The organism is Pseudoclavibacter sp. RFBJ3, assembly GCF_002931375.1.
GTDB lineage: Bacteria > Actinomycetota > Actinomycetes > Actinomycetales > Microbacteriaceae > Pseudoclavibacter.
The window spans coordinates 138,469-159,731 of the sequence record NZ_PSXZ01000009.1 but is presented as its reverse complement, the minus strand read 5'-3'; the positions used below and the strand labels follow the sequence as shown (position 1 = coordinate 159,731).

Genomic DNA, 21,263 nt, shown 5'->3' with positions numbered 1-21,263 from the left:
ACGTCCGGAAAGGACGCAGTACACATATGTCGAAGATCATTGCTTTTGACGAAGAGGCCCGTCGCGGGCTTGAGCGTGGACTGAACACGCTCGCCGACGCGGTGAAGGTCACGCTCGGCCCACGCGGCCGCAATGTCGTGCTCGAGAAGAAGTGGGGCGCGCCCACGATCACGAACGACGGCGTGTCCATCGCCAAGGAGATCGAGCTGGACGACCCGTTCGAGAAGATCGGTGCCGAGCTCGTCAAGGAGGTCGCGAAGAAGACCGACGACGTCGCCGGTGACGGCACGACGACGGCTACCGTCCTCGCTCAGGCGCTCGTCCGCGAGGGCCTCCGCAACGTCGCAGCAGGCGCAGACCCGATCTCGCTCAAGCGCGGCATCGAGAAGGCCGTCGAGGCCGTCGTCGCCGAGCTGCTCGCATCCGCCAAGGAGGTCGAGACCAAGGAGCAGATCGCTGCCACCGCATCGATCTCGGCTGCTGACGCGCAGATCGGCGAGATCATCGCCGAGGCGATCGACAAGGTCGGCAAGGAAGGCGTCGTCACCGTCGAGGAGTCGAACACGTTCGGCACCACGCTCGAGCTGACCGAGGGCATGCGCTTCGACAAGGGCTACCTCTCGCAGTACTTCGTCACCGACCCCGAGCGCCAGGAAGCCGTCTTCGAAGACGCCTACATCCTGATCGTCAACGGCAAGATCTCCAACATCAAGGACCTCCTTCCTGTTGTCGACAAGGTCATCCAGGCCGGCAAGCAGCTCCTCATCATCGCCGAGGACGTCGAGGGCGAAGCCCTCGCGACGCTCATCGTCAACAAGGTCCGCGGCATCTTCAAGTCGGTTGCCGTCAAGGCTCCCGGCTTCGGCGACCGCCGCAAGGCCCAGCTGCAGGACATCGCCATCCTCACGGGTGGACAGGTCATCAGCGAGGAAGTCGGCCTCAAGCTCGAGAACACGACGCTCGACCTCCTCGGCACGGCCCGCAAGGTCGTCGTGACGAAGGACGAGACGACGATCGTCGAGGGCGCTGGCTCGCCCGAGCAGATCGCCGGCCGCGTCGCCCAGATCCGCGCCGAGATCGAGAACAGCGACAGCGACTACGACCGCGAGAAGCTCCAGGAGCGCCTCGCGAAGCTCGCCGGTGGCGTCGCCGTCATCAAGGCCGGAGCAGCGACCGAGGTCGAGCTCAAGGAGCGCAAGCACCGCATCGAGGACGCAGTCCGCAACGCGAAGGCTGCCGTCGAAGAGGGCATCGTCGCCGGTGGTGGCGTCGCCCTCATCCAGGCTGGCGCACGCGTTCTCGACAAGCTCGAGCTCAAGGGTGACGAAGCGACCGGCGTCAACATCGTCAAGGTCGGCATCCTCGCACCGCTCAAGCAGATCGCGACGAACGCTGGCCTCGAGCCCGGCGTCGTGGCCGAGAAGGTCGCCGGACTCGAAGACGGCTGGGGCCTCAACGCCGCAACCGGCGAGTACGTCAACCTCATCGAGGCTGGAGTGCTCGACCCGGTGAAGGTCACGCGCTCCGCGCTGCTCAACGCAGCTTCGATCGCTGGTCTCTTCCTCACGACCGAGGTCGTCGTCGCTGACAAGCCTGAGAAGGCTGGCGCACCGGCGATGGACCCGGGCGCTGGAATGGACTTCTAAGCACCACGCGCACGACAACAGGCGGGCGGCTCCTCACGGAGCCGCCCGCTTCGTCGTTCCCGCCTCGCGGCTCTACGCGATGGGTCGAGGCACCGGCCGAGCCAAGCCGCCGAGTGCAGAGCCGGTCAGACGCTGAAGAGCCGCCGAACATCGCCTTCCACGGTGCCGTAGCTGGCGCTCGCGCTGCCTAGAGCGCTATTGATGGCGGAGATGCTCGACTCCACCTGAGCCTGGGTCGAGCGCCACTGCTGCACCAGGCCCTGGAAGGCTGCCGCCGCCTCCCCGCTCCACGACCCCTCGAGTGCGGTCAGGTTGCCGAGCAGTGCGGCGACCTCTGCCTGCACTCGCCCGATCGACGACTGCGTGTTCGTGACGGCGAGCTGCAGCTGCTCGCTGTCGACCATGTAGACGGCCATATGAGTGTTCCCCCTTCTTCGGCCACCGGGTGGTTCCGGCGGCACCTCGTGAGAAGGCTAGGAGCAGCTGCGGGGGAGCGGGGATCAGCTGTTCGGGGCTGTGGAGAGAGCGCTGTCCACAGGCGCGGACATGAGCAGCGGGAACTTGAGGCGGAACGTCGCCCCGCCTCCGGGGGTCTCGAGCACGTCGACCTCGCCATCGTGCGCCTTCATGATCGCCGAGACGATCGAGAGGCCGAGCCCGGAACCGCCGGTCTCGCGTGCGCGGGAGGTGTCTGCGCGCCAGAACCGCTCGAAGATCTTCTGCCTGATCTGCGGGGGGATGCCCTCACCGTGGTCGATGATGTCGACGATGGCGAGCTGGTTCTGCAGATCCACCGTCACGCCCACCTCGAGGGGTGACCCCTCCGGCGTGTACCGCATGGCGTTGCCGAGCAGGTTCGAGATGGCCTGCCGGACCTTGTCCTCGTTCGCGTGCACCATGGCGGGCACATCTCCGAGGTCCTCGTCGGAGTCGGCGGTCTCGATCCCACTCGGTTCGGCCCCCTTGCGCCTGATGGGGAAGCCTCGCAGCGCCGGGCGCGGCAGCGAACGCCGTCGCCACAGCGCGCGCTTCGCGGCCGCACCTTCCGGAGCGCTGGCGGACTCTTCGGCCGGGACGATGTCCGCCTCGACGGCAGCAGGCAGCTCGCCGGTCGTCTCGGACCCGAGGGGCTCCGCCTCGTCGCGGGTCTCCTGGATGATGTTCACGGGGAGAGCCCGCACGACGCGATCCTTGGCGGTCGCGTGCGCATCCATCGCCGCGTCCTCCGCAATCGGCTCGAGGTCGATGACGTCCTTGACGAGCTCGCGCGTCTCGTCGAGTCGAGCGAGCTGCAGGAGGTCCTCGACGAGGCCCCCCATGCGGAGCGCCTCCTTCTCGATCCGCTCCATCGCCTGGCCGACCTTCTCGGGGTCGTTGAGGGCACCCATGCGGTAGAGCTCGGCGTATCCGCGGACCGTGACGAGCGGCGTGCGCAGCTCGTGGCTCGCGTCGCCGACGAAACGACGCATCTGCGCGATGGTGCGCGTGCGCTCGTCGAAGGCGTGATCGATGCGGACGAGCATGGTGTTGAGCGACCGGGAGAGGCGCCCGACCTCAGTGTTCGGGGTGCCGGCGGGAAGGCGCTGGGAGTAGTCGCCAGAGGCGAACTGCATGGCTGTGGCCTCGACCTGCCTCAGGGGGAGCAGCGTCGCGGAGACGAGGACTCTCGTGAGGGCCGCGCCGAAGATCACGACCGTCAGCCCGAAGCCGAAGAAGATGGCGAGGAAGTTCACCATCGTCGCGTTGACGCTCGTCAACGGGGCCGCGATGAGCAGCGTGCCGCGCACCTGATCGGCGGCGTACTCTCCCTCCGGCACGGTGATGGTCCGCCAGGTCGCCCCGAGCGGGTCCTCCATGTCGAAGAGGCTCTGGCTGCCGCGGACCGCGGCGTCTGCTGGCACCTCGGGCGCGATCGCCTGCGGTCGCTGCCACTGTCCCCAGTTGTCGACGACGACCTCGCCGTCAGCATCGAGGACGGCCACGTAGATCGTGGACGGGGCGATGCGGATGGCGTCGTACGTGATGAGCCTCGACGAGGGGTCGGCGGCGAGGAACTGGGTGGGATCACTCGCGTACACGCTCAGCTGCGAGTCGGTCTGTGAGACGAGCGTCGGCCGCAGCAGCAGCGTCGTGCCGATTCCGGCGACGACGATGCCGAACGTCAGCAGCGTGATGTTGACGATCGTCAGCTTGTTGCGGAGTGAGAGCCGATCCCAGCGCCATGCCTTGAACGGCACCGCCTACTTCCCCTCGTCGTCAGGCTTGGTCACCTCTGCTATGCCTTGGCCCCGGAGACCTTCAGCATGTAGCCGAAACCGCGCTTGGTCTGGATGAGCGGCTCCTCGGTGAACTGGTCGAGCTTGCGGCGCAGGTAGGAGATGTAGGACTCGACGATGCCGGCGTCGCCGTTGAAGTCGTACTCCCAGACGTGGTCGAGGATCTGCGCCTTCGAGAGCACGCGGTTCGGGTTGAGCATGAGGTAGCGCAAGAGCTTGAACTCGGTGGGGGAGAGCTCGATCGGCTCGTCGCCGATGAACACCTCGTGGGTGTCCTGGTCCATCGTGAGCTCGCCAGTGCGGATGACCGCCTCTTCCTCGGCCTGCATGGTGCGGCGGAGGATGGCCTTGATGCGGGCGACGATCTCGTCGAGGCTGAACGGCTTGGTGACGTAGTCGTCGCCACCTGCGTTGAGGCCCTCGATCTTGTCGTCGGTGTCGTCCTTGGCGGTCAGGAACAGGATGGGGCTCGTGTAGCCAGACGCGCGCAGGCGCTTCGTGACGCCGAAGCCGTTCATGTCGGGGAGCATGACGTCCAGGACGATGAGGTCGGGCTCCTCTTCGATGACAGCGGAGATCGCGGCGGCGCCGTTGCCGACGGCACGCACCATGAACCCTGCGAAGCGCAGGCTGGTCGACAGGAGTTCGCGGATGTTTGGCTCGTCGTCAACAACGAGAATCTTGGGGCCATCAGTCATGGACTAAGTATCTTGACGCCGTCTGAGTGAAGTCTGACGGCGCGCGGTGTCGCGGCAGTGCGGATGCGCTAATCTTCTGGGTCGTCCTCACGCGGGTCCGGGCGCGCGGTGCGCTACTGTGCCGACATGGACGACTCCGTAGCCCCGAGGTACACCCATGGCCACCACGCGAGCGTGCTCCGCTCGCATGGGCGGCGTACGGCCGAGAACTCCGCCGGCTACCTCCTCCCGGAGCTGCGAGAGGGCATGCACGTGCTCGACGTCGGCTGCGGGCCGGGCTCGATCACCCTGGATCTCGCGCGGCGGGTCGGGACCGCCGGCCGTGTCGTCGGCATCGAGGTCGTGGATGAACCCCTCGAGGCGGCGCGTGGCGCCGCACTCGAAGCCGGGGACACGCAGACGGATTTCCTGCTCGGCGATGTCTACTCGCTCGACTTCGCCGACGGCGAGTTCGACGTGGTGCACGCGCATCAGGTGCTGCAGCACCTCTCCGACCCGGTCGCGGCGCTGCGGGAGATGCGGCGAGTGACGAAGCCTGGCGGACTGGTCGCGGTGCGAGATGTCGACTACGGAACGTGCGTGTGGTCGCCGCAGCTTCCGGAGCTCGACCATTGGCTCGCCGTGTACGACAAGGTCGCGCGCTCGAACGACGGGGAGCCAAACGCGGGCCGGGTCCTGCGGCGCTGGGCGCGTTCGGCGGGACTGGAGGATGTGCGTCTCTCGGCGAGCGCTTGGATCTTCACGACACCGGAGGAGCGCGCCTGGTGGGGGTCGACGTGGGCGGAACGCGCCACCAGGTCGCGGTTCGCGGAGGACGCGCGGGCGCGGGGGATCGCGTCGTCAGGCGACCTTCAGCGCATCGCCGATGCCTGGTCGGAGTGGGCGGACGACGAGGGCGCCGAGTTCGTCATGACGCACGTGGAGCTCCTCGCCCGCGTGTGACCTCCGGGTCGTGGTACAGAGCTAGGCCGGTTCGAGGATGGCGTCGGCGTCGAGGATCTCGTACGAGTACCCCTGCTCCGCGAGGAAGCGCTGCCGGTTCTGCGCGAAGTCCTGGTCGACGGTCTCGCGCGAGACGAGCGTGTAGAACGACGCGGTCACGCCGCTCGAGCTCGGGCGAAGCAGCCGGCCGAGGCGCTGCGCCTCTTCCTGCCGCGAACCGTACGAGCCGGAGATCTGCACGGCGACGGACGCATCCGGCAGATCGACCGAGAAGTTGGCGACCTTCGAGACGACGAGCACCTTCTCCCGCCCCTCCCTGAAGGCCTGGAAGAGCTCCTCGCGCTCCGCGACGGGCGTCTGGCCCGTGAGCTTCGGCACTCCGAGCTCCTCGGCGATGCTGTCGATCTGATCGAGGTACTGGGCGATGACGAGGATGTTCTCGCCTCGGTGCTTGCGGATGAGGGCCTTGACGAGCTCGTGCTTCGCGGGCGCCGTCGCGGCGATGCGGTAGCGCTCGTCGTCGCTCGCGGCCGCGTACTCCATGCGCGTCTCGTACGGCAGGTCCACCCGGACCTCGTAGCACTTGGCAGGCGAGATATACCCCTGGGCTTCGATGTCCTTCCAGGGAGCGTCGAAGCGCTTGGGGCCGATGAGGCTGAAGACGTCGCCCTCGCGGCCATCTTCGCGCACGAGGGTCGCCGTGAGGCCCAGCCGCCGTCGCGCCTGCAGCTCAGCCGTCAGCTTGAAGACGGGGGCCGGCAGCAGGTGCACCTCGTCGTAGACGATGAGGCCCCAGTCGAGGGCGTCGAGCAGGGAGAGGTGCGTGTAGACGCCCTTCCGGCGCGCGGTGAGGATCTGGTAGGTCGCGATCGTGACGGGCTTGATCTCCTTGACCTCGCCCGAATACTCGCCGATCTCGTCTTCCGTGAGCGTGGTGCGGCGGAGCAGCTCGTCGCGCCACTGCCGCGCGGAGACGGTGTTGGTGACGAGGATGAGCGTGCTCGTCGATGCGGTGGCCATGGCACCGGCGCCCACGAGCGTCTTGCCAGCGCCGCAGGGGAGCACGACGACCCCGGACCCGCCCTCGAAGAAGTGGTCGACGGCCGACCGCTGGTAGTCGCGCAGCTGCCATTCGGACTCGTCGAGCGCGATGGCGTGCGGCGTGCCAGGCGTGTAGCCCGCAAGGTCCTCCGCGGGCCAGCCGAGCTTCACGAGCTGCTGCTTGAGCTCACCTCTTGCCCAGGCCTGCACGCGGAATCCGGACTCACCGGTCGGTCCCTCGAGCAGCGGTGCGACGTGCTTGGCCCTGGAGATCTGGAGGAGCACGGCAGGGTCGTCGCTCGAGACGACCAGCTCGCCCTCCTCGTCGCGGGAGATGACGAGCTTCCCGTAGCGGGCCACGGTCTCGCGGATCTCGCCCGAGACGGACGCTGGGACGGGGAACTTCGCGAAGCGCTCGAGGACGTCGAGCATCTCGTCGGCCTCGTGGCCGGCCGCGCGGGCATTCCAGAGACCGAGCCGCGTGATGCGATACGTGTGGATGTGCTCAGGCGCTCGCTCGAGTTCGGCGAAGACCGCCAACGCGTGGCGGGCGGCTTCGGCGTCGGGATGCGCCACTTCGAGCAGGACAGTTCTGTCGCTCTGTACGATCAACGGTCCAAGTGCCATAGCGGTCAATCATACCCGCCGGGTCCTGCGCGTCAGCGGTGTCGGCGACTTCTCGCAGCGCTACTGGTCTTCGGGCACCTCGGAGAGCTGTACCTCGAGGATCGCGCGGATCGGGAGGGTCCGCTCGACGTCGGCCGCGAGGTCCCTCGCCCGGAGGCGGCCTGCCGCGACGCTCATCGGCACGAGGCGCAGGGTGGTCTCCTTGCCGCCTCCCAGGTCGACCCGCACCGTGACCTCGCTCTTCGCTCGTCGCGCCACCTCGAGCTGACGCTGCACCCACGTCTGCGCATCGTCTCCCGCGTCCAGGCGTGTCGCCTCGTCGTGGAGGGCGTCCGCGAACCTCAGCGCGGCCTCGCTCGGACGCCGTTCTCGCGCCGGGGCGGTCTCCCGGGGGCGGAGCGGCACGAGCTGGCCCGTGGCGTTCTCGGCACTTGCCGGGTAGCGGGCGTCGAGCAGCATGAGCACGACCGTGTCGCGGGATGCCGAGGAGACGAGCGCGCCCTCTCCGGACTGGCGGAGACCGAGCGGCGCGACGGCCGCGTCGACCCTCAGCGCATCCATGAGTGCCGGGTCCTGACTCGTCACGATGGTGCCGGGGCGGACGGGGTGCTCGCGAACTCGCACCCGGCCGTGCCGGTTCGAGGCCTCGCGGAGCAGGTACTCGACGGGCTGGGGGATGCCGGTGAGCGAGAGCCGAGTGAGCGTGGCCTTGATCTCGCCGATCGAGAGCCCGGTGCCGAGCGCGTGCGTGACCGAGGCCTCGGAGAGCCGGTAGCTCGAGGCCAGGCCGCGTCGCTCGAGGGATGCGACGGACTGCAGCTCCTGCTCGTCGGCGGGGGCGAGCGGGCCAGGCGCGATGATCGAGAGATCCGGCTGCAGGTAGACGCCGGGAACCTCGTCCGGCAGGGAGGCTTCGAGGAGGTCGGCCGCGCCGTCGAGGTCGTCCTGTGCGAGCAGGACGCCGAGCTGGCTGAGCTGGCCCTCGACGGTGATGCCGAGGAGCTCTGTCTGCGGCGTCGCGTGCGACTTCGCGTCGACGAGCAGGCCGGTCCTGTCTGCGACGCGGAGCTCTGCGAGCCAGCAGTCGGCGAGCTGGCGCCACCGCGACAGCGGGGCGCTGAGGCGGAACACGCGCCCGAGCGAGGTGGGGCGCATGGCGTCGGAGACCGGGCTGCAGAGGCCGAGGTCCAGCATCCATTCGAAGAGGGGGGACAGTACGGCCTGTTCGGTGTGCAGCTCTGCTGCGATGCGACGGACCGTCGTCGCGCCCAGCTGGAGTCCGCCTCGTCCGTCGCGGTAGGCGCGCGGCGCGAGGTCGAGGGAGGCGATCGCGTCGGCCGCGAGCTGTGCGGCACTGTGGGCGCGCTCGGTGGCCTGGGGGAGTGGCGCGAGGTTCGACGCATCGAACTCGGCGGCGTCGGGTGATGCCGCGAGGAGCTCGGACAATGCGGAGGCGGTGGTCGAGAGGAGCTCGGGTGCCTCCGGCGTTCCGACAGCGAGGCCGCGCAGTCGAGCCGTCTGCAGCGCCTCCGGTTCGCCTGAGGCGAGTCGCGAGGCGTCTCGCCAGCCGAGCCGCGCGACGGCTTCGTTCAGGGCGGTCTCTTCTGCGAGTGCCTCGGCGATGTCCATTGCACCGCTCGAGCCGCGCATCGACAGCCTGCGCCAGGCGGCGAGGCTGGCGAGGTCGGTGCGATCGAGGCTGCGAAGGAGTTGGAGGATCCGCAGCGCGCTCGGGGAGGCGTCTATCAGCTCTCGGACCTGCCCCGCGAGCGTCGGTTCGCGACGACGCGCCAGATGATGAGCGACAGGATGAGGAGGAACGCGACGGGGAAGCCGATGTAGGTGACGAACAGCAGCGTCGGCCAGATCGGGTTGCTCGCGTCGACCTCGATGCCGAGGAGTGGCGTCGCGAGCAGTACGAGCAGCGCGATGAAGGAGATCGCCGCGATGCCGAGGGACATGAAAGCGAGGATGCGTTCGCCCTTCGCGATGGGGGCGCCGTTGGAAGAGGTCACCGAACCAGACTAATCGACATGCGCGCCACCGTAGACTGGTTCGGATCAGCCGCACGCCGCGGCCGACCAGGGGAAGCGAAGTTCGCCGCCCCGCCTGTGAAAGTTCGATCTGGTGCTTCGTGCGCCGAACAAGGAGATGGCCATGCCCACCGGCAAGGTGAAGTTCTACGACGAGGACAAGGGATTCGGCTTCATTGCGGCCGACGACGGTCAGGAGATCTTCCTGCACGCGACAGCGCTGCCAGCAGGAACCTCGTCGGTGCGCCCGGGAACGAAGCTCGAGTTCGGCATCGCCGACGGACGACGCGGTGCGCAGGCGCTGTCCGTCCGCGTCCTCGAGGCTCCGCCGAGCGTCGCGCGCATCCAGCGCAAGTCGCCTGATGACATGGCAGTCATCATCGAGGACCTCGTGAAGCTGCTCGACTCCGTCGGCGGCGCGATGCGTCGCGGTCGCTACCCTGAGAAGCCGCAGGGCGCGAAGATCGCAGCGATGCTCCGTCGCGTCGCGGACGACCTGGACGCCTGATGACGAACGAGGCCGTGCTTGCAGCCCCGCTCGGGGTCGCCCTTGACGCCGTCGAGCTCGAGTCTTCGCGGAGGCTCGCCTGGTCGGCTCTGCTGGACGTGACGCCGGCCTCCGAGCTCGGCGAGCTCGTCGCCGTCGTCCCCGAGGAGGATGAGGGCGTCTACACGCTCCAGTACACGACACGCCTGCCTGGCTACCCGGACTGGCGATGGAATGTCTCCCTCGTGCGCCTCGTCGACCAGGCGGAGCCGACGGTCCTCGAGGCCGAGCTGCTGCCCGGCGACGGGGCCCTGCTGGCACCTTCGTGGGTGCCGTGGTCCGATCGGCTCGCCGATTACGAAGCTGCGCAGCTGCTCGAGGCCGGCGAGGTCGTTGACGTCGACGGCGAGAACGCAGAGGCCGCGGGCGCTGAGGCTGCGCCCAGGTCGAGCAAGCGCATCCGGCGCACGCGGACACGACGTCGCATCGGTGCAGACGGTGCGGCCGAGGCCGAGTCGACCGCAGGCGGTTCTGCGGACGACGAGTCGACTCAGGTGCCCGCGAGTGAGGATGTCGCAGCCGGTGCTGGCTCAGAGCCTGCCGTCGGCGAATCTGCAGAAGCCGAGAAGCCCAAGAAGAAGAAGCGCAAGAAGGAGAAGTCGGCCAAGAAGTCGAAGTCGGACGTCGACACCGACGGCACTCCGAGCGACACGGCTGCCGGCGAGGCTGCTGTCGAGGTGACCGATGCGGAGACGCCGCCCGCCGAGAAGCCCAAGCGGTCGCGTCGCAAGCGCGTCGACCAGGCGAAGCCTGACGCCGTGGCGGAGGAGACGACCCCGGACGCACACGGCGACGCCGATGGCGAGGCGGCCCAGAAGAAGCCTGAGCGTCGGAAGCGCAAGAAGGCGGGCAAGGCCGTCGACGGCGAGTCCGGTGCCGACGACACCTCGGGCCAGGAGCTCAAGGCAGGCGCGGTCGAGAGCGACAACGTTGCTCAGGAGCCGAGCGCGCCGAAGACGAAGCGGGCCGCCAAGGCGCCCGCCGCGCTCGCAGACGAGGTGCAGCCCGAGAAGAGCAGCTCACGGGGCAAGCGGCGTCGGGTCGTCGTGGTCCCTCGCAGCGAGGACGAGCTGCCAGCGCAGGAGGCCGCCGAGTTCGGTGAGGCCGCCGATATCCGGGAGTTCGCCGACGACATGGACGACGTCTTCGACGGGGTCGACTTCGAGCCCGACTCCGAGGTGTCAGCGCCCGAAGGCGACGCCAAGAGCTAGCCCGGCGGATGCTCGGTGGCCGAGGGCCGAGTTGTGGTCGTCACAACTCACCCGACGCGACCACAAGTCAGCTCCCGGCTCGCGCGGAAACGCGACACGCTGGATCGCGGAGCAAGACACGCAGGACAGACAAGACGCGCAGGACAGACGAGACACGCAGGACAGACAAGACACGCAGGACAGACAAGACACGCAGGACAGACGAGAGGAGCGTCACCAGCAGCTGCTGGTGACGCTCCTCTCGTCTGCGCTCGGGGTTGGACCCGGCGGAATCAGCCCAGGTGCTCGACGACGTAGTCGATTGCGCCCGTGAGACGGCGCACGTCGTCGGGGTCGACCGACGTGAACGTCGCGACCCGCAGCTGGTTGCGGCCGAGCTTTCGGTACGGCTCGGTGTCGACGATGGCGTTGGCGCGGAGCGCCGCCGCGACGGCAGCCGCATCCACCCGCTCGTCGAAGTCGATCGTCGTGACCACCTGCGAGCGCTCTGCAGGGTTCGCGACGAACGGAGTCGCGTACTCGGATGCCTCCGCCCAGTCGTAGATGATGCCGGAGGAGGTACGGGTGCGGTTGTCGGCCCAGGCGATTCCGCCGTTGCCGTTGATCCAGTCGAGCTGCGCCTCGAGGAGGAGCAGCGTCGAGATGGCCGGCGTGTTGAGCGTCTGGTTCTTGCGCGAGTTCTCGACGACGTGGCTGAGCTTCAGGAAGTCGGGGATGTACCGCTCGGAGGCGGCGATGCGCTCGATGCGCTCGATCCCAGCCGGGGACGCGATCGCGAGCCAGAGGCCACCGTCGGCGCCGAAGTTCTTCTGCGGCGCGAAGTAGTACACGTCGGTCTCGCTGATGTCGATGTCGACGCCGCCCGCGGCGCTGGTCGCGTCGATGACCGTCAGGGCGCCGTCATCACCGTGGACGCGACGGATGGGGGCCATTGCTCCCGTCGAGGTCTCGTTGTGCGGCCACGCGTAGACATCGACGCCGGCGACTGCCTCCGGCGAGGCGATCGTGCCCGGCTCGGCGGAGCGCACGTCCGGGGCCGTGAGCCACGGGGCGGCTGCCGCCTTGGCGAACTTCCCGCCGAACTCGCCGAAGGTCAGGTTCTGCGCGCGCTCGGAGATGAGGCCGAAGGCCGCGGAATCCCAGAATGCGGTGGACCCGCCGTTGCCGAGCAGCACCTCGTAGCCGTCGGGGAGACGGTAGAGCGAGGAGAGGCCTGCGCGCACGCGGCCCACGAGGTCCTTGACGGGTGCTTGGCGGTGGGAGGTGCCGAGGATGCTGGTGGCCCCTGCGACGAGATGATCGATCTGCGCGGGCCGGACAACCGACGGGCCGCAGCCGAATCGGCCGTCGAGCGGAATGAACTCTGTCGGGATGCGAATGTCAGGCATGCTGCAAGCCTATGCGCGCAAGCAGGCTCGCTCGCCGCTAGGCTTGGCTGACCAATGCAACGGAGGGTGGCGGGGCGTGACCAATCTGGTGGACACCACGGAGATGTATCTCCGCACCATTCTCGACCTCGAGGAAGAGGGCATCACCCCGCTTCGGGCTCGCATCTCCGAGCGGCTCGGGCACTCGGGTCCCACGGTGTCGCAGACGATCGCGCGCATGGAGCGCGACGGACTCGTCTCGGTCGCCGGTGACCGCCGCCTCGTGCTGACGACCGACGGGCGTGCCAAGGCGACGCGCGTGCTGCGCAAGCACCGGATCGCCGAGGGCCTCCTCGCCAATGTCATCGGACTCGACCTCGCCCAGGTGCACGAAGAGGCCTGCCGCTGGGAGCACGTCATGAGCGACGAGGCTGAGCAGCGGATCTTCGAGATGCTCGGTCGCCCCAGTGAATCGCCGTACGGCACCCCGATTCCGGGACTCGTCGAGTTCGGCGCCGAACCCGCCGAGGAGTTCCTCGCCGGAGTCGTGAGCGTCTCGGCGCTCCTTGAGGAGTCTGCGCGCGGAGCCACCTCCACGGAGCCCGTGCTCGCGAAGGTGCGTCGCCTCGGCGAGCCCGTCCAGTCCGACCTCCAGACGCTCACGCTCCTGCGCGAGGCAGGCGTGCTTCCCGGCACCGAGGTCACCCTGCAGCGCCGTGGTGCGTGGATCGGCCTGCTGCCTGCTTCTGGCGGCATCGGCGTCGAGGTCTCGCTCGAAACCGCCGAGCACGTGTACGTGGATGCGATCCTGAGCCCCGAAGGTGCGCTAGGCTGAGATCTGGTCACGGCCAGCTGAAGATCTCCTCCGCATTCTGCGGGCCTTCACGTGCCTGACATCCCCGGAAACTCAGGGTTCGTTACCTCGGCGTTAGGGTTCTGACACCGAAGCGTGACAATTCACAGCTTTTCCACTAGTGTTGTCCGAGTCATGAGCTATGCAGTCTGCGTAGCTGGCAGGCCGAGGCGCCGCATCCCGCTCCTCGACCTAGCTCCCCCTGGTAACAGGCAAGAGCGGGATCGGCTCCCAGGAGTCAGGCGCTGGAGGAACGACTTGGAAAACTTGACGAACGCCACGGCACCGCTGACGCGACGCCAGGCTCGTGAGATCGAGCGCCGCACGGGCCAGCGCCCAGTGGCGACTGTCGGTGTCGCGGGTGTGTCCGCGCCGGTGATCGAGGCTTCGGTCGCAGAGATCAACTCGGCATCCGTGCCGACGCCCTCTGCTTCAGCATCCTTCGTGCACGACACTGCGCACATCCAGCGCAACGAGCTCGGCGCACTCGTGTCGGTGCTCCCCACGACCACTGCCCTCCCGCAGGTCGCCGGCGATGAAGCCGTCGAGAAGCTCGCAGAGGTCATCGACATCCCCGAGGCGTTCACGGGCCGCTCCGTGAGCATCCGCGCTGCGAAGCCGGCGTCGCTCGTCGCTCGTCAGCGTCGCCGCACGGCTGGTGGCTTCGCCGCTGCAGCAACCGTCGCGGCCATCGCCACGGCAGGCGTCGTCGTGCCGGCGGCAGTCGCCGACGGCAACAACGCCAGCCAGGCGCAGGCCAACCTCCTCGCCGCCACCACGGTCGAGACCGAGGCGCCGGCGGCTGAGACCGACGCAACCGCTGAGGCTCCGGCAGAAGAAGTTGTCGAGCAGGCCTCCGTCGACCTCGTCGCCGCTCCAGAGGTTGCGGTCGACCGCACCGAGACCAGCGTCGTGACCCTCTCGAGCGACCAGGTCGCCGAGGTCGTCGCAACGCCTGAGCCCACCGCAACGGCAGACTCGAGCGCCTCCACGGGCGGCACGACGTCGACCGGCGGCAGCACCTCGGGCAAGACCAACACCGCATCGACCGGCGGACAGAGCGTCGACTCGTCGAGCGTCTCCGCTGCGGCCATGAGCTACGTCGGCGGCTACTTCGGCTCGTGCGACCTGCTCACCCAGGCCGCCTACGCAGCAGTCGGCATCTCGCTGCCGCGTGGCGTCTCCGCTCAGGCGGCAATGGGCACGCCCACCTCCAACCCGCAGCCCGGCGACCTCGTCGTCTGGCCTGGCGAGCACATCGGCATCTACGCCGGCAACGGGATGGTCATCGACGACCCCGGCTACGGCGGACGCTCCGTGCAGTACCGCTCGATCTCGTGGGGCAGCCCCTACTACGTGACGCTCCGCTAAGGAACGAACCACCTCGACAAACGCGCTCAGCTTCGGCTGGGCGCGTTTCGTCGTTACTCCCGCGTGACCGCTCATGCATCCATTTGTGATCTGACCGTGACAATTCCGTGACCTTTGTGTAGGCTCGGACGCGTCGAGGATGCCGGTTCCAACGGTGTTCGAAAGCACCGAGGAGAAGTCTTGAGCACATCGAGCACGCCGCGCACGGACAGCACCACCGTGCTGACCCGCCGCGAAGCCCGCGCGATCGAGCGGCAGACCGGAGTCCGTCCCGTCGTCACGTCGGCCGTGGCCGGGGTCTCTGCCCCCGTCATCGAGGCCTCCGTCGCCGAGATCGCCTCCACTCCTGCCGTCGCCTCTGCACCCTTGGTGCACGACACGGCTCGCATCGAGCGCAACGGCCAAGGCGCCCTCGTCTCCGTCCTGCCGTTCTCGCAGCTCGCCGCAGATGCGACCTCAGAATCCCAGGGCCTCATCGAGCACTCGGAACCCGCCGCCGTCACCGACATCTCCGCGGCCTTCACCGGGCGCTCCGTGAGCATCCGCGCCGCGAAGCCGGCCGCGCTCGTCGCACGGACCCGCCGGCGCACCGCCGCCAGCTTCGCCGCGGCAGCTACCGTGGCCGCTGCAGCCACTGCCGGGATGGTCGTCCCAGCCGCGGTCGCAGACGGCCAGAGCGAGGTGCAGTCCCAGGCCAACCTGGTTGCAGCCACATCGCCAGACGCCGCCGCGACGACACCCACAGCGGACCCGGTGCCACCTGCTGAGGAAGCCGCCGTGGAGGAGGTCGCCCTCGTCGCTGCGCCAGAGGTTGCCGTCGACCGCACGGACTCCACGGTCGTCTCGATCTCCAGCGACGATCTCGCTGCCGTCGCTGAGACGCCGACGCCGACTCCGACGCCAGAGGAGACCGAGGCTCCTGCAGAGTCGAGCTCGTCGACCTCGGGAAACACGTCCTCGGGTGGCAGCTCGAGCAACCAGACGTCCTCATCCTCGTCCGCGGGGTCCGCCGCGCCGAGTGGTGGGTCTGGCAACGTCGACACCTCGAGCCTCATCGCGGCGGCGCACAGCTACGTCGGCTCCTACTTCCCGGCCTGCACCGACCTGACCAAGGCCGTCTACGCGACGCAGGGCATCTCGCTCTCGGGGTCCGTCAGCAACCAGATCGCGGGCGCACGCCAGACTTCGAACCCGCAGCCGGGTGACCTCGTCGTGCAGCCAGGCGCGCACATCGGCATCTACGCCGGTGACGGCATGGTCATCGACTCTCCCGGGTACGGCGGCAAGGTCGTCCAGTACCGCTCCATCTGGTGGGGCAACCCGGTGTACTACACCTTCAACTAGACATCTCGAGCTTCGGCTCACTCCGGTGGGCAACGCCGCGCGCAGCTTCTGCTGCGCGCGGCGTTCTGTCGTCGTGATCAAAATGTGATGATTTGCGACCTGACTGTGACCTGAGCGTGACATTTTCGTTATAAACGGTTACGCTCGTGGAAGTCCAGGGCACCAACGGGTGCTCAGCTCCACCCGAAGGAAATCCATGAGCACCACGCTGACTCGTCGCGAGGCCCGCGCCATCGAACGCCAGACCGGTGTGCGCCCAGTCGCGGACGCCACGCAGTCGTTGAGCGCCGCCGCGCTCGCCTCCGTCGCCGGCACCCGAGCACCCGTCGCCCTGCAGCCCGAAGAGACGGGCCGCATCGAGCGCAACGCGATGACCTCGCTCCTCTCGGTTGTCCCCGCAGACCGCGTCGCAACCGCGGCGACCGAAGCCGAGGCGCCCAGCGTGCCCGCGGCCTTCGCCGGCGAGCGTGCCATGACGGTTCGCGCTCCACGCCCCAGGCAGCTCGTCGTCCGCCGCCGCGTCGCCGGAACCCTGGCCGCCGCCGCGTCTCTCGCCGCGGTCACCGCGGTCGGAGCCGTCGTGCCGAGCACCATGGCAGCGCCCGCGCCCGCCAGCGAAGCCAGCCTCTCGAACGCGGTGGCCACATCAGGTGACACCAACGCGGACGCGCAGACCGAGCAGGCGAGCGTCGAAGCGGCCATCGCCGACGCCGTCGCCGATGCCACCCCCGCCGTCGCAGCACCGGAGACCGTGACCGATCGCACGGAGACCGCGGTCGTGAGCATGAGCGCTGACCAGGTCGCCGCAGTCGCGACCCCAGAGCCCACCGCCGACGCCACCGCAGACGCCGCCGCCGCAGATACGAGCGGCGCGGGCAGCAGCTCCGCAGGCCAGAGCGTCGCCGGCTCAAGCGTCGTCGAGACCGCATCGCGGTTCATCGGCGTCTCGCCGTACGTCTTCGGCGGGGCAACCCCGGACGGCTTCGACTGCTCGGGGCTCGTGAAGTACGTGTTCGGCCTCCACGGCATCGACGTGGCACACGGCGTCAGCGCGCAGGCGGCGGCGGGCACACGCGTCTCCGATCCGCAGCCGGGCGACCTCGTCATCTTCCCGAACTTCCACGTCGGCATCTACGCCGGCAACGGCCAGATGATCGACGCTCCCACCGAGGGCCGCATGGTCGAGCTCGGTGGCCTCGACGCGGGCGGAAGCTACTACTTCGTCCGCCTCTGAGCGACGCGTCTCCCACATGCGGGAGGGGCAGCTCCCTGTCTTCGGTCTTTCCGGCCGGTGAACAGGGAAAGCTGCCCCTCCCGCATTCTGCATCCGTGGTCTACGCTGTTGCCAGATCGACGACACTCGGGAGCGTCAATGAGGGCACGCAGCGGCATCCACGCCAAGGATGCGCGCGCGTGCTCAGCCCTCGACGTCTACCAGAGCGGTGAAGCCTGTCAGACCGTTCGAATACAGGCCGACGAGTCTCGTCCGTCCATCTACCTACTCGATTCAAGGGTGCCGCCGATCCGGGCGGTGCCCTTTTTTCGTACGGATGCGAAAGCAGGTCCAGCATGCGAACCCTCGTCCTGAACGCAGGCTACGAACCGCTCGGGGTGGTCTCCGACAGGCGGGCACTCGTGCTCGTGCTGCACGGCAAGGCCAGCGTCATCGACGTCGATGAGGAGCACCCGGTGCTGGCCTCAAGCGGCGTCTGGGAGCGGCCGCGCGTCATCCTGCTGACCAGGTACGTGCGCGTTCCCATGGCTCGCATGCAGCCGGTGAGTCGCAAGGGCGTGCTGCGGAGGGACGCGAACCGCTGCGGCTACTGCGATGGCTTCGCGAACACGATCGACCACATCCTGCCGCGGTCGAGGGGCGGGCGCGACAGCTGGGAGAACCTCGTCGCCTGCTGCCTCAGGTGCAACAACGTCAAGGGTGACAAGACGCCGGGGGAGATGGGCTGGCGGCTTCGCCTCACACCGAGACCCCCACGGGCCACCGGCTGGTCGCCGCGAAGCGTCGAACGAGAGCTGCCCGAGTGGGCGGCGTACCTCCCCGCCGCCTAGCTCGTTGCTGACAGCGTCTCGCCGGCTTCCGAGAGCGCCACTGCCCTTTCCTTGAACGCGGCCGCGCGCTGGTGCAGCTCGCGGTCGAACGCTGGCTTGGTCGCTGCCCCGAGCGTGGACGCGAAGACAGGCGAGGCGAGCTTGTACGTGAACTTCCACGTCGCCTTCGTGCCGCCCTCGACGGCCTCGAATCGCCAGCCCTCGCCGAACGAGGTCAGCCAGGCCGGCCCCTTCACCATCTCGGCGGAGCTCACGAGCGGGGCGTGCACGACTCGAAGCTCGAGGATCATGCGCCGCCCTCCCGGAGTCTTCGTGAAGAAGTGCGCTCCGGAGACGGGCGCCGTGGCCCCGCGGATGAACTCGCTGCGGATGACGCCCGGATCCCAGCTCCGGGCCTCGCCGACGGTGTGCGCGAGCGCGAAGGCCGCTTCGACGGAGAGGGGCACGACGACGGACGCTTCCAACTGGGGCATGGCACCAAGTCTAGGAGTGACTAGCCTGGTGCCATGACTGATGCCGACGCCCGTATCGAAGCCGCACGCAGAGCCCTCGAGGAGGCCACCGCTGCGCTCGCGGCCGCCGAGGCCGAGGCGAAGACCGAGAGCGAGACTGCCGCTCAGGCGGGCCCGGGCGTGGTGCCCGAGCCGGCGGCGCAGGCCGGACCGCCAGCGCCTGCTGCGCCTGCGGCTCCCACAGCGTCCTCCGGCCCGTTGGATGCGCAGCAGCTCGAGGCGGTTCGCGCCGGCTACGCGTTCGAGGGTGCCGCGCTCGAGATCGGAGCGATCGTCAACGGCGAGGCGGTCGCAGGCGTTCCCGTGCGCATCCCGCTCGCCATGACCAACCGTCACGGCCTCGTCGCCGGCGCGACGGGCACTGGCAAGACGAAGACCCTGCAGGTGCTCGCCGAGCAGCTCTCCGCCGCCGGCGTGCCCGTGTTCGCGGCCGATATCAAGGGCGACCTCTCCGGGATCGCGACGCCGGGCGAGCCGAGCGACAAGCTCCTGGCGCGCACGAAGGGCATCGGGCAGGACTGGGCCCCGGCGGCCGCACCCACCGAGGTGTTCTCGCTCGGCGGGCGAGGCATCGGCGTCCCCATCCGAGCGACCGTCTCGAGCTTCGGGCCGCACATGCTCTCGAAGGTGCTTGGGCTCAACAAGACGCAGGAGTCGAGCCTCGGCCTCGTCTTCCATTTCGCCGACGAGCAGGGGCTTGCGCTCGTCGACCTCTCCGACCTGCGGACCGTGCTGCAGTACCTCACGAGCACCGAGGGCAAGCTCGAGCTGGAGTGGATCGGCGGGCTCTCGAAGCAGACGGCAGGCGTCATCCTTCGCGAGCTCGTGAACTTCTCCGAGCAGGGGGCCGACATCTTCTTCGGGGAGACCGAGATCGACACCCGTGAGTTCCTGCGGGTCACGAACGAGGGGCGCGGCGTCGTCAGCCTCCTCGAGCTACCCGGCGTCGCCAGCAACCCCGCGCTCTTCTCGACGTTCCTCATGTGGCTGCTCGCCGACCTGTTCAACGAGCTGCCCGAGGTCGGGGACCTCGACAAGCCGAAGCTCGTCTTCTTCTTCGACGAGGCGCACCTCCTGTTCTCTGGCGCCTCCAAGGCGTTCGTCGAGCAGATCACGCAGACGGTGCGGCTCATCCGCTCCAAGGGCGTCGGGATCTTTTTCGTCACGCAGACCCCGAAGGATGTCCCGGACGATGTGCTCGCGCAGCTCGGCTCGCGCATCCAGCACCAGCTGCGTGCGCATACCCCCGACGACGCGACCGCGCTGCGCCAGACCGTGCGCACCTACCCGAAGAGCGGGTACGACCTCGAGGAGGTCCTCACGCAGCTCGCGACGGGCGAGGCGATCGTCACCGTCATGAACGAGAAGGGCGCCCCGTCGCCGGTTGCGTGGACTCGCCTCCGCGCCCCGCAGGCCTCGATGTCGCCGACGCCCGAGGACGGCCTCCGCCAGCTCGTCGCCTCGTCGTCGCTGTACCCGCGCTATTCGCAGGTGCTCGACCCGCAGTCGGCGCACGAGGTGCTGACGGCCAAGATGAACGCAGCGGCGGAGCGCGAACGGGCCGAGGCCGCGGCGATCGAAGCGGAGAAGCAGGCGGCGAAGGATGCGAAGGAGCGGGAGCGGGCGGAGAAGGCGGCCCGCTCGCGCACGCAGACGCGCACGACCACCAGGTCACGGCCGGATGCGGGCAGCGGCAACGTCGTGAGCGACATGCTCGGGTCCCGGACCGGCCAGACGATCGTCCGCGAGGTGGTGCGCGGCGTGTTCGGCACGCTCTTCAAGAAGCGCCGCTAGCTCGGCGCGCGAGACCCCGGCGCAGCACGGAGAAGGCGGGTGACGGATCTCTTCGATCCGCCACCCGCCTCAGGCTGTGGTCTGGTCGCTAGCTGAGCGCACTCGAGCCGACATCCACAGCGAACTCGGTGCCGCCCTTGAGCGCGGAACCGGCGCGACGCCCTCAGGCCGTGGTGACGATGGGGACGCCCTCGCTCGGCTGCACGACGACGAAGCCTGGCCCGTGGAACGCGAGCTGGAACGACTCGCCGGACCCGCGGCCGATGAGCGAGCCCATCTTGAAGTCGTTCTTGATGGTGGGCTGCAGGTTCTGCGACCAGCAGATCGCAGCCTGGGGGTCGACGAAGGTCGGCTGCACGGAGCAGTCGAGGACCATGGGCGGGCCGTCGCTCGAGACGGCGACGGTGCCGTGGCCACCGACCTCGAGGTTGAAGAGGCCGCCCGTCATCATGCCCGCGTTCGCGAGCATCTTGATGTCCCACTGCAGGTTCGCGTCGAAGGCGAGCAGGTTGGCGGTGTTGATGGTGATGCCCTCGCCCTCGAGGACCAGCGTGAAGACGTCAGCAGCCTGGCGGGCGAAGAACACCTCACCCTGACCCCCGACGCGCATGAGCGAGCCGCCCTCGCCGGAGACCATCTTCTTCATGAACTTGCCGAGGCCGCCTGAGCCCTCGTGCTTGAACTCGAACTGGCCCTGGTAGGCGACCATCGCGCCCTTGGCTGCCAGAACCTCAGGTCCGAATCCGACGCGAAGCATCTTCTTCGATTGCAGCACCCAACGCTCGGTGCTCTGGCTCTCCCGGTTCGCTTCCGCGAATAGCTCGCTGCGCATGCTGAGTCTCCCTGATCTGTGGTTTCTCGGACGTCCGATGGCTGTATTCGCAGGGCCCGTGGCCCCGCTGTTCGGCATCCTATTGCCGTTCGCTGGCGTGGCGCA

At 68.6% G+C, this 21,263-nt stretch carries 19 protein-coding genes; 10 read left to right on the top strand and 9 right to left on the bottom strand.

Features of this window, described 5'->3' with window-relative positions; translation table 11 throughout:
• The first annotated feature begins 26 nt into the window (after positions 1 to 26).
• Positions 27 to 1,646, top strand: coding sequence for a chaperonin GroEL (gene groL, locus C5E07_RS10070; RefSeq protein ID WP_068479821.1), 1,620 nt, complete (start codon positions 27 to 29; stop codon positions 1,644 to 1,646).
• 125 nt (positions 1,647 to 1,771) lie between these two features.
• On the opposite strand, the gene C5E07_RS10065 is transcribed toward groL, so the two are convergent.
• The 3 genes from C5E07_RS10065 to C5E07_RS10055 form a co-directional block, all read right to left on the bottom strand.
• Positions 1,772 to 2,062: a WXG100 family type VII secretion target gene (locus tag C5E07_RS10065; RefSeq protein ID WP_104299345.1), complete on the bottom strand. Its 291-nt coding sequence runs from the start codon at positions 2,060 to 2,062 to the stop codon at positions 1,772 to 1,774.
• Between the two features lie 84 nt (positions 2,063 to 2,146).
• The gene (locus C5E07_RS10060; protein ID WP_104299344.1) at positions 2,147 to 3,883 is read right to left on the bottom strand and encodes a cell wall metabolism sensor histidine kinase WalK; all 1,737 of its coding nucleotides are present in this window, start codon (positions 3,881 to 3,883) and stop codon (positions 2,147 to 2,149) included.
• Positions 3,884 to 3,921: 38 nt separating this feature from the next.
• Complete coding sequence (locus C5E07_RS10055; protein WP_068479813.1) at positions 3,922 to 4,620, bottom strand: response regulator transcription factor; 699 nt, start codon at positions 4,618 to 4,620, stop codon at positions 3,922 to 3,924.
• A 126-nt stretch (positions 4,621 to 4,746) separates the two neighbouring features.
• Between C5E07_RS10055 and C5E07_RS10050 the strand changes: the two genes are divergently transcribed.
• Entirely contained in the window at positions 4,747 to 5,562 is an 816-nt protein-coding gene (locus C5E07_RS10050; RefSeq protein ID WP_104299343.1) for a methyltransferase domain-containing protein, read from the top strand.
• A 21-nt stretch (positions 5,563 to 5,583) separates the two neighbouring features.
• On the opposite strand, the gene C5E07_RS10045 is transcribed toward C5E07_RS10050, so the two are convergent.
• The 3 genes from C5E07_RS10045 to C5E07_RS10035 all read right to left on the bottom strand — a co-directional run bounded on the left by C5E07_RS10045 (position 5,584) and on the right by C5E07_RS10035 (position 9,245).
• Positions 5,584 to 7,230 carry a DNA repair helicase XPB gene (locus C5E07_RS10045; protein WP_104241902.1) on the bottom strand — a complete coding sequence of 549 codons (1,647 nt, stop codon included), beginning with the start codon at positions 7,228 to 7,230 and terminating at the stop codon, positions 5,584 to 5,586.
• 60 nt (positions 7,231 to 7,290) lie between these two features.
• The gene (locus C5E07_RS10040; RefSeq protein ID WP_104299342.1) at positions 7,291 to 8,880 is read right to left on the bottom strand and encodes a helicase-associated domain-containing protein; all 1,590 of its coding nucleotides are present in this window, start codon (positions 8,878 to 8,880) and stop codon (positions 7,291 to 7,293) included.
• Positions 8,881 to 8,975: 95 nt separating this feature from the next.
• A complete protein-coding gene (locus C5E07_RS10035; RefSeq protein ID WP_104241898.1) occupies positions 8,976 to 9,245 on the bottom strand; it encodes a hypothetical protein in 270 nt (89 codons plus the stop codon).
• A 142-nt stretch (positions 9,246 to 9,387) separates the two neighbouring features.
• Between C5E07_RS10035 and C5E07_RS10030 the strand changes: the two genes are divergently transcribed.
• A complete protein-coding gene (locus C5E07_RS10030; RefSeq protein ID WP_104241897.1) occupies positions 9,388 to 9,771 on the top strand; it encodes a cold-shock protein in 384 nt (127 codons plus the stop codon).
• Positions 9,771 to 11,021, top strand: a complete 1,251-nt coding sequence (locus C5E07_RS10025) for a DUF3027 domain-containing protein (RefSeq protein WP_104299341.1) — start codon at positions 9,771 to 9,773, stop codon at positions 11,019 to 11,021. The genes C5E07_RS10030 and C5E07_RS10025 overlap by 1 nt, the downstream gene beginning before the upstream one ends.
• 272 nt (positions 11,022 to 11,293) lie before the next feature.
• Here the strand turns inward: C5E07_RS10025 and serC are convergent, their stop codons facing one another.
• A complete protein-coding gene (gene serC, locus C5E07_RS10020) occupies positions 11,294 to 12,409 on the bottom strand; it encodes a phosphoserine transaminase (RefSeq protein WP_104299340.1) in 1,116 nt (371 codons plus the stop codon).
• Positions 12,410 to 12,485: 76 nt separating this feature from the next.
• On the opposite strand from serC, the gene C5E07_RS10015 reads away from it, so the two are divergent.
• From C5E07_RS10015 to C5E07_RS09995, 5 genes are all read left to right on the top strand, one after another.
• Entirely contained in the window at positions 12,486 to 13,223 is a 738-nt protein-coding gene (locus C5E07_RS10015) for a metal-dependent transcriptional regulator (RefSeq protein ID WP_104241893.1), read from the top strand.
• 276 nt (positions 13,224 to 13,499) lie between these two features.
• Positions 13,500 to 14,612, top strand: a complete 1,113-nt coding sequence (locus C5E07_RS19760) for a C40 family peptidase (protein WP_258063865.1) — start codon at positions 13,500 to 13,502, stop codon at positions 14,610 to 14,612.
• 180 nt (positions 14,613 to 14,792) lie between these two features.
• On the top strand, positions 14,793 to 15,956 hold the full coding sequence (locus C5E07_RS10005) for an NlpC/P60 family protein (RefSeq protein ID WP_104299339.1): 1,164 nt from the start codon (positions 14,793 to 14,795) through the stop codon (positions 15,954 to 15,956).
• A 196-nt stretch (positions 15,957 to 16,152) separates the two neighbouring features.
• Positions 16,153 to 17,190 carry a C40 family peptidase gene (locus C5E07_RS10000; RefSeq protein ID WP_104299338.1) on the top strand — a complete coding sequence of 346 codons (1,038 nt, stop codon included), beginning with the start codon at positions 16,153 to 16,155 and terminating at the stop codon, positions 17,188 to 17,190.
• 335 nt (positions 17,191 to 17,525) lie between these two features.
• Positions 17,526 to 18,020 (top strand): HNH endonuclease, encoded by a 495-nt coding sequence (locus C5E07_RS09995; RefSeq protein ID WP_104253808.1) that lies wholly within the window; start codon positions 17,526 to 17,528, stop codon positions 18,018 to 18,020.
• On the opposite strand, the gene C5E07_RS09990 is transcribed toward C5E07_RS09995, so the two are convergent.
• Entirely contained in the window at positions 18,017 to 18,493 is a 477-nt protein-coding gene (locus tag C5E07_RS09990) for a type II toxin-antitoxin system RatA family toxin (RefSeq protein WP_104241885.1), read from the bottom strand. The genes C5E07_RS09995 and C5E07_RS09990 overlap by 4 nt on opposite strands.
• 33 nt (positions 18,494 to 18,526) lie before the next feature.
• On the opposite strand from C5E07_RS09990, the gene C5E07_RS09985 reads away from it, so the two are divergent.
• Positions 18,527 to 20,326 (top strand): helicase HerA-like domain-containing protein, encoded by a 1,800-nt coding sequence (locus C5E07_RS09985; RefSeq protein WP_104299337.1) that lies wholly within the window; start codon positions 18,527 to 18,529, stop codon positions 20,324 to 20,326.
• A 163-nt stretch (positions 20,327 to 20,489) separates the two neighbouring features.
• Here the strand turns inward: C5E07_RS09985 and C5E07_RS09980 are convergent, their stop codons facing one another.
• Complete coding sequence (locus C5E07_RS09980; protein ID WP_104241881.1) at positions 20,490 to 21,158, bottom strand: AIM24 family protein; 669 nt, start codon at positions 21,156 to 21,158, stop codon at positions 20,490 to 20,492.
• Positions 21,159 to 21,263 lie beyond the last annotated feature (105 nt).